The sequence below is a fragment of the Streptomyces sp. NPDC054840 genome, assembly GCF_053611065.1.
On sequence record NZ_JBSGZP010000510.1, the window covers coordinates 1 to 5470 of the forward strand.

Annotated in this window: 9 protein-coding genes; 6 read left to right on the top strand and 3 right to left on the bottom strand. The window is 71.2% G+C overall.

Going from position 1 to position 5470, the window contains the following annotated elements; genetic code table 11:
- From ACWGIU_RS28180 to ACWGIU_RS28195, 4 genes are all read left to right on the top strand, one after another.
- A partial coding sequence (locus ACWGIU_RS28180) for a GvpL/GvpF family gas vesicle protein (RefSeq protein WP_453710399.1) occupies nucleotides 1-708 on the top strand: 708 nt, incomplete at its 5' end.
- On the top strand, nucleotides 705-977 hold the full coding sequence (locus tag ACWGIU_RS28185) for a gas vesicle protein (protein ID WP_453710401.1): 273 nt from the start codon (nucleotides 705-707) through the stop codon (nucleotides 975-977). The genes ACWGIU_RS28180 and ACWGIU_RS28185, both read left to right, overlap by 4 nt.
- Nucleotides 974-1306 (top strand): gas vesicle protein K, encoded by a 333-nt coding sequence (locus ACWGIU_RS28190; protein ID WP_453710403.1) that lies wholly within the window; start codon nucleotides 974-976, stop codon nucleotides 1304-1306. The genes ACWGIU_RS28185 and ACWGIU_RS28190 overlap by 4 nt, the downstream gene beginning before the upstream one ends.
- Nucleotides 1307-1376: 70 nt before the next feature.
- The gene (locus ACWGIU_RS28195) at nucleotides 1377-1811 is read left to right on the top strand and encodes a hypothetical protein (RefSeq protein ID WP_453710405.1); all 435 of its coding nucleotides are present in this window, start codon (nucleotides 1377-1379) and stop codon (nucleotides 1809-1811) included.
- 123 nt (nucleotides 1812-1934) lie between these two features.
- On the opposite strand, the gene ACWGIU_RS28200 is transcribed toward ACWGIU_RS28195, so the two are convergent.
- Nucleotides 1935-2285 carry a PRC-barrel domain containing protein gene (locus tag ACWGIU_RS28200; RefSeq protein WP_453710407.1) on the bottom strand — a complete coding sequence of 117 codons (351 nt, stop codon included), beginning with the start codon at nucleotides 2283-2285 and terminating at the stop codon, nucleotides 1935-1937.
- Between the two features lie 240 nt (nucleotides 2286-2525).
- On the opposite strand from ACWGIU_RS28200, the gene ACWGIU_RS28205 reads away from it, so the two are divergent.
- Together ACWGIU_RS28205 and ACWGIU_RS28210 are read left to right on the top strand one after the other, a co-directional pair.
- Complete coding sequence (locus tag ACWGIU_RS28205; protein WP_453710409.1) at nucleotides 2526-3356, top strand: 2OG-Fe dioxygenase family protein; 831 nt, start codon at nucleotides 2526-2528, stop codon at nucleotides 3354-3356.
- Between the two features lie 215 nt (nucleotides 3357-3571).
- Nucleotides 3572-4144, top strand: a complete 573-nt coding sequence (locus ACWGIU_RS28210) for a dihydrofolate reductase family protein (protein WP_453710411.1) — start codon at nucleotides 3572-3574, stop codon at nucleotides 4142-4144.
- Nucleotides 4145-4217: 73 nt separating this feature from the next.
- Here ACWGIU_RS28210 and ACWGIU_RS28215 read toward each other — a convergent pair whose 3' ends face one another.
- On the bottom strand, nucleotides 4218-4595 hold the full coding sequence (locus ACWGIU_RS28215; protein ID WP_453710413.1) for an STAS domain-containing protein: 378 nt from the start codon (nucleotides 4593-4595) through the stop codon (nucleotides 4218-4220).
- A gap of 71 nt (nucleotides 4596-4666) precedes the next feature.
- A complete protein-coding gene (locus ACWGIU_RS28220) occupies nucleotides 4667-5335 on the bottom strand; it encodes an HSP18 transcriptional regulator (protein ID WP_453710415.1) in 669 nt (222 codons plus the stop codon).
- Nucleotides 5336-5470: the final 135 nt, after the last annotated feature.

Consider the following 5470-nt stretch of genomic DNA (forward strand, 5'->3'; position numbering starts at 1 on the left):
GCCCTGCCGCGCCGCCTGGGGGATCTCGGCAGGCTGGAAGAGCTGGCCTGGGCCCATCACGCCGTGGTGGACGCCGCGTTCGGTCAGGCGGTGGTCCTCCCGCTCCGGCTGGCCACGGTCTATCGCGACGAGCCCCGGGTGGCCGACATGCTCCTCGATCACCGCGACCGGTTCGCCGAACTGCTGGCGTGGCTCGACGGCCACGTCGAACTCGGAGTGAAGGTCCACGCCGATCCCCACGCCGCGGCCGCGGCGCAGGTCACCCCGAAGGAATCCGCCGAGCCGCATGCGCCGGGCCCGGGCCGCGCGTACCTGCGGCAGCGCAGGCAGAAGCGGCACAGCACCGAGGACCTCTACCGTGCCGCCGGCGCCGTCGCGGACGAGGTCACGCACGCGGCGCGGACGCTCGCCACGGCAGCGGTCGCGCACCGCCCCCAGCAGGGCGAGCTGTCCGGCCGGCGCGGCATCAACATCGCCAACCACGCCTATCTGGTCCCCGCCGAAGCCGAGGAGCGCTTCCGCCAGGCAGTGCAGGCGGCGACGCGGCCGGCAGCCGGCGTACAGGTGGAGGTGACCGGCCCCTGGGCGCCGTACTCCTTCGCGGCTCCGGCGGCTCCCGCGGCTCCGGCGGCTCCCGCGGCTCCGGCGGCTCCGGCGGCTCCCGCGGCTCCCGCGGCGGACCCGGGCACGGACGGGGCGCCGCGATGAGCACGCCCTTCCCGAACGACGGTTCCCCCGCATCGCCAGAACGGCTGTCCGGCCCGCCGGTGGCGCTCATCGACCTGCTGGACCGCCTGCTGACCGGCGGCGCCGTCCTGACCGGGGACCTGGTCCTCTCCATCGCCGACGTCGATCTGGTCCACATCAACCTGCGTGCGGTCATCCGGTCGATCACCCGCGACGAGCCCGCTCCCTGGCCGCGAGCCCCCGGCCCCGGCGCCTCGTTCGTCGACCGCGCCGCAGAGACCAGGAGGTGACCGAGGTGAAAGACCCGCAAGCCACCGCCGGGGGCCGCGCCGTGGCCCAGCGGCTTTCCGTCGACCCCGACACAGTGGAACGCGACCTGATCAAGCTCGTGCTCACCATCGTGGAACTGCTGCGTCAGCTGATGGAACGCACTGCCGTACACCGCGTCGACCAGGGCGATCTCGCCGAGGACGAGGAAGAGCGCATCGGCATGACGCTGATGATCCTGCACGAACGGATGGAAGAACTGTGCACGCGGTACGGCCTGACCATGGACGATCTCAACCTGGATCTGGGCCCCTTGGGCTCACTCCTTCCGCGCGATTTCCCCGGTCCGTAGGACGGCCCGCAGACCCTTTCGGTGCAACGCTCCCCGTTTCACCGGCCCGAGACAGGCAAGAAGGAATGTCATGACTGAATCGAACGGAAATGCCAAGACTTCTGGCAATACCACTACCCGGAAGCCGCCCGCCAAGCGGGCCGCGGCGACCGCCAAGCGCGCCCAGTCGCACGCCACCACAGCGGCGACCGACACCGCGACTTCCGCCCGCGACACCAAGGAGACGGTGACGACCGGCATCCGGTCCGCGGGCGAGGCCACCAAGAACGCCGGCCGAGCCGTGTCCGGCGGCCTGCAGGCGGGCCAGAAGGCCGTGACGGCGAACGCCGCCAAGGCCGCCACCGCGGCCACGGCCGCATGGACCGTCGTCAAGAACAGGAAGGTGATCGCTGCGAGCGCGGCCGCAGGCCTCGTCGGCGTCGCCGGCGCGGCGTTCGCCGTCGGCCGTTCGACGGCCAAGCCGCAGCTCGGCCCGCTGACCAAGCTCATGGGCGGCCGCATCTGACGACACCTCAGAGCGCGCACGACGAACGCCTACCGATCCGCTCCGTCTCCCGGGGCGGATCGGCGTCGTCCTGCGCAGTGGCCCTTCCAGCAGTCCACGGGCCGGGGCCCACGGGACAGCCGCTTAGCAGGGACCGGCCTTCCAGTAGTACTGCACGATGTCCTCCCGGTACTCCCGGTCGGCACGGTGCTCGTCCGGCAGGAACTGAGGCGCGTCTTCCACCTGCCCCCTGCTCAGGCTCAGATGGAGCGTGCGCCCGTCACGGTCGATCCGCGTCACCGCGCCCGCCGGAATCAGCAGCTTTCCGAAGATCCATCCGCCCGCGTCCACCACCAGGAACGCGTTGCCCGTCTCGTCGGAGTGCTCGTCCACTTCGCCAATGGGGCCATCAGCGGCCTCGACCCGCCATCCGGTCAGGTCCATGCCGGCCAGCTCACCGCACGACGGGCCGAAGCTCCACGGATCGTCCACCATCACCGATACTCCTCTGCTTCTCGAAACCCCCGCCGCCAGTGTCCCGGTCCGCCTCTACCCCGTAGGGACCGATTGTCGGCGGAATACGAAAACCGGGCGACGAGCGGCACCGCACCCGCCCCCGCCCCGACACGGCGAGGCCCTGTAGCGTCGAGCCCGGGGCCTGACGGGGAGGCGTGCGTACGGGCCGCCACGGGCCGCCGGCGCCATGGCCCTGGCGGTGACCTGTTGGAGGAACACATGGAAGACACTGAGCCCCAGCGGCGATCGCACACTGATGCGGGGGGCCTGGGGAAGGGCATGGACGGTCTGCGCGAGCGCGGGTTCGCCCGCTACGGCGCCGCGCGGCTCGGTATCGTCCTGGCCGGCTCCGCCTCGGAGGATCTGGCCAGGATCCGGGAGGTCTTCGCGGCCCTGCCGCCCGATCCGTACGCCCCGGGAACGAATCGGTTCCGCCGGTACTCCCATGCCGTGTACCTGCCGTGGAAGGACGAACTGTCCTGGATTCCCGGAACCCCCGACCCCGTACACGGCACCGTCACCGACTTCTCCCAGGGCGAGGACGACCCCGAGTCCCCGCGGACGCGGCGCGTGCTCCCCGACATCCCCGAGGCGCTGCGCGGCAACGCTCTGCTGCTGCGACTCCTGCGCTGGGACATCGAGCAGGTCCTGGCACTGAAGAATCTGGGGAGACGGCCGCTGTGGGCCGGTGTCCACCTGATCAGGCTCGGCGTCGACCGCCCCGGCCAGGACGCCGTCTCCTCCCCGAACTGCTTGCACCAGGACGGCGGTTCGGCCGGCACGTTCACCTTCGCCCACCTGATCAGCCGTACCAACGTCACCGGCGGCCAGAACGTCATCGCCACACCGGGCAGCGCGGGCCTCCAGCCCGACGACCCGTGGGCGGACATCCACGCCGGTTTCACCCTCACCGACCCACTGGACGGCTACGCCGTCCACGACCACAGGGTCAGCCACTACGTCGGCCCGGTCCGCGCGGGCTCCGAGCCGGGGCCGGGCGAACGGTCCATCCTCATCGTCGGCCTCGCCCCGTACGTCCCCCAGCTGTGACACCGCCACCACCCGAGGCCGCCGCACCCGCCGGAACGCGGCGCTGTCCTCGACCGCCACGCCGGGCGGCTCGAGGTGGGCGGGCGACGACCGATGAATCTCTCCGTGATCCACAGTCATAGATCATGAGGGCTGCACCACAGCCACGGGACGAGTGCGGTCGGGCATCGGCCGAACCCGCCGAGAACCAGACACGAGACACCGAGGAACCTGAGATGCGTACCCTGATCAGCACCGCTTTCATATCGCTCGACGGCGTCGTGGAGGGCCCCGGAGGCGAGCCCGGGTACCGGAACTCCGGGTGGACCTTCAAGGACGTCGAGTTCCTCCCCGAGGCGTTCGAGATCAAGGGCCGGGAGCAGAAGGAAGCCGCTGCGATCCTGCTGGGCCGGACCAGCTACGAGGCGTTCAGCCCGGTGTGGCCCGACATGGAGGACTTCGCCGACTACAAGGTGATGCCGAAGTACGTCGTCTCCACCACCCTCACCGAGGACGACCTCGTGCCCAACTGGGGCGAGACCACGATCCTGCGTTCGCTCGACGAGGTCGCCGCGCTGAAGGAGACCGAGGGCGGCCCGATCATCGTCCACGGCAGCGCCTCCCTGAACCAGGCCCTTTCGGACGCCGGCCTGATCGACCGCTACCACCTGGTCGTCTTCCCGCTGCTGCTCGGCGCGGGCAAGCGGCTCTTCAGCGCCACCGACAAGGACACACAGAAGCTGAAGCTCGTCGAGCACGAGGCGTACGCGAACGGGCTGCAGAAGAACGTCTTCGACGTCGTCCGCTGACAAGGCTCCCGCGTTCGCCCTCGCCGTCGCGGCACTCGGCCGTGATACGGACCGCGGATGGACGGGACAGCCCTCAGCCGACGCCGAGATACGCGTAGGACGGCGGGTCCGGATCCACCGGGAAGAGGGGCAGGGCGCCGGTTATCTCCAGGAGGCGCCGGAGCTGGTGGCCGGGGGCTGCCAGGCGGATGACGGTGCCGGTCTCCTGAGCTGCCCGCCGCGCGGTGAGGAGCACGTTGAGTGCCGCGGAGTCGCAGAAGGTGAGGTGGCTGCAGTCGACCACCACGGGCTTGGCCGACGAGGCCTGGGCGAGAGCTTCGGTGAGGGCGAGCCGGAGGCAGGGTGCCGTCTCGATGTCGATCTCGCCGACGGGCCGGACCGTGACCGTGTGGTCCAGGACGTCCACGGCGACGTCGTGGCATCCGGCCTCCCGGGGAGGGTGTTCGACCATGGTGGATCACTCCTTGGGCCGACGGGCGTGGTCCCGACGCCCGTCGGCCGGGCGAGGTTCGGGGGTGCGGATCACATGCTGCGCTGGTCGTGGGTGTCCTGACGGAGCTGGTCGGCGTGTCGGGTCAGGGCGTCGATGCGTTCGGCGAGCTCGGCGTCCCCCGGCCGCAGATGAGGCCGGGTGTCGGCCAGAGGCCGGACGAGGCGGGCCGCGTCGTTGTCGGCGAGGGCCAGGTTCAGATCGCCGACAGCCGCCTGGGCGCCGGCGGGGAGGCCGGTGAGGGAGGTGACCTGGCCGGCGAGTCGGCGCAGGTCGGCCGCGTTGTCGCGGGCCCAGGCGGTGACGGTGCGGTCGGCCGCGCGGGTGTCGCGGGTGGCCTGGACACGCTGCTCGCCGGTGCTCCCGGCCGTGCCGGGGCGCAGTCGCAGGTAGCGGCGTTCGGCGGCCTGGCGGCTGGCGACCCCGAGGGGGCCCGCGAGGTCGGCCCAGCTCGCGCCCTGCCCGCGGGCGGTTTCGATCAGCCCGCTCTCCCAGCCGGCGAGCTGCTCACGGACCTCGCGCAGCATCAGCAGCGCGGCCAGAGCCGGGTGCGGGCCCTGGTCCGGCGTGCGTTCCGCCGGGGCCGTAGGCGATTCGGCAGGGGTTTGCTGGGCGTCCCTGACCGCCTGGCCGATGGTCTCCAGTGCCGCTGCGGCGGCGAGGAAGGGGACCTTGGTGGGCGTGGGGGCGGCCTCGTTCATGGCACTCTCCGTCGTCTGTCATCCTCCAGATGACTCCTTGCTTGTCATCCTTTCGACGACATGTTACAACGGAAGCACGTTGAAGCGCATGGGCAGTTCCTGCCTGAACCCACCGGAGGTGTTTCGCGATGTTGA

Bases quoted from the DNA above. Each gene is read 5' to 3' on its own strand.
- ACWGIU_RS28205 (WP_453710409.1), top strand. From the start codon at position 2,526: ATGGAAGACACTGAGCCCCAGCGGCGATCGCACACTGATGCGGGGGGC.
- ACWGIU_RS28210 (WP_453710411.1), top strand. From the start codon at position 3,572: ATGCGTACCCTGATCAGCACCGCTTTCATATCGCTCGACGGCGTCGTG.
- ACWGIU_RS28215 (WP_453710413.1), bottom strand. From the start codon at position 4,595: ATGGTCGAACACCCTCCCCGGGAGGCCGGATGCCACGACGTCGCCGTG.
- ACWGIU_RS28220 (WP_453710415.1), bottom strand. From the start codon at position 5,335: ATGAACGAGGCCGCCCCCACGCCCACCAAGGTCCCCTTCCTCGCCGCC.
- ACWGIU_RS28185 (WP_453710401.1), top strand. From the start codon at position 705: ATGAGCACGCCCTTCCCGAACGACGGTTCCCCCGCATCGCCAGAACGG.
- ACWGIU_RS28195 (WP_453710405.1), top strand. From the start codon at position 1,377: ATGACTGAATCGAACGGAAATGCCAAGACTTCTGGCAATACCACTACC.
- ACWGIU_RS28200 (WP_453710407.1), bottom strand. From the start codon at position 2,285: ATGGTGGACGATCCGTGGAGCTTCGGCCCGTCGTGCGGTGAGCTGGCC.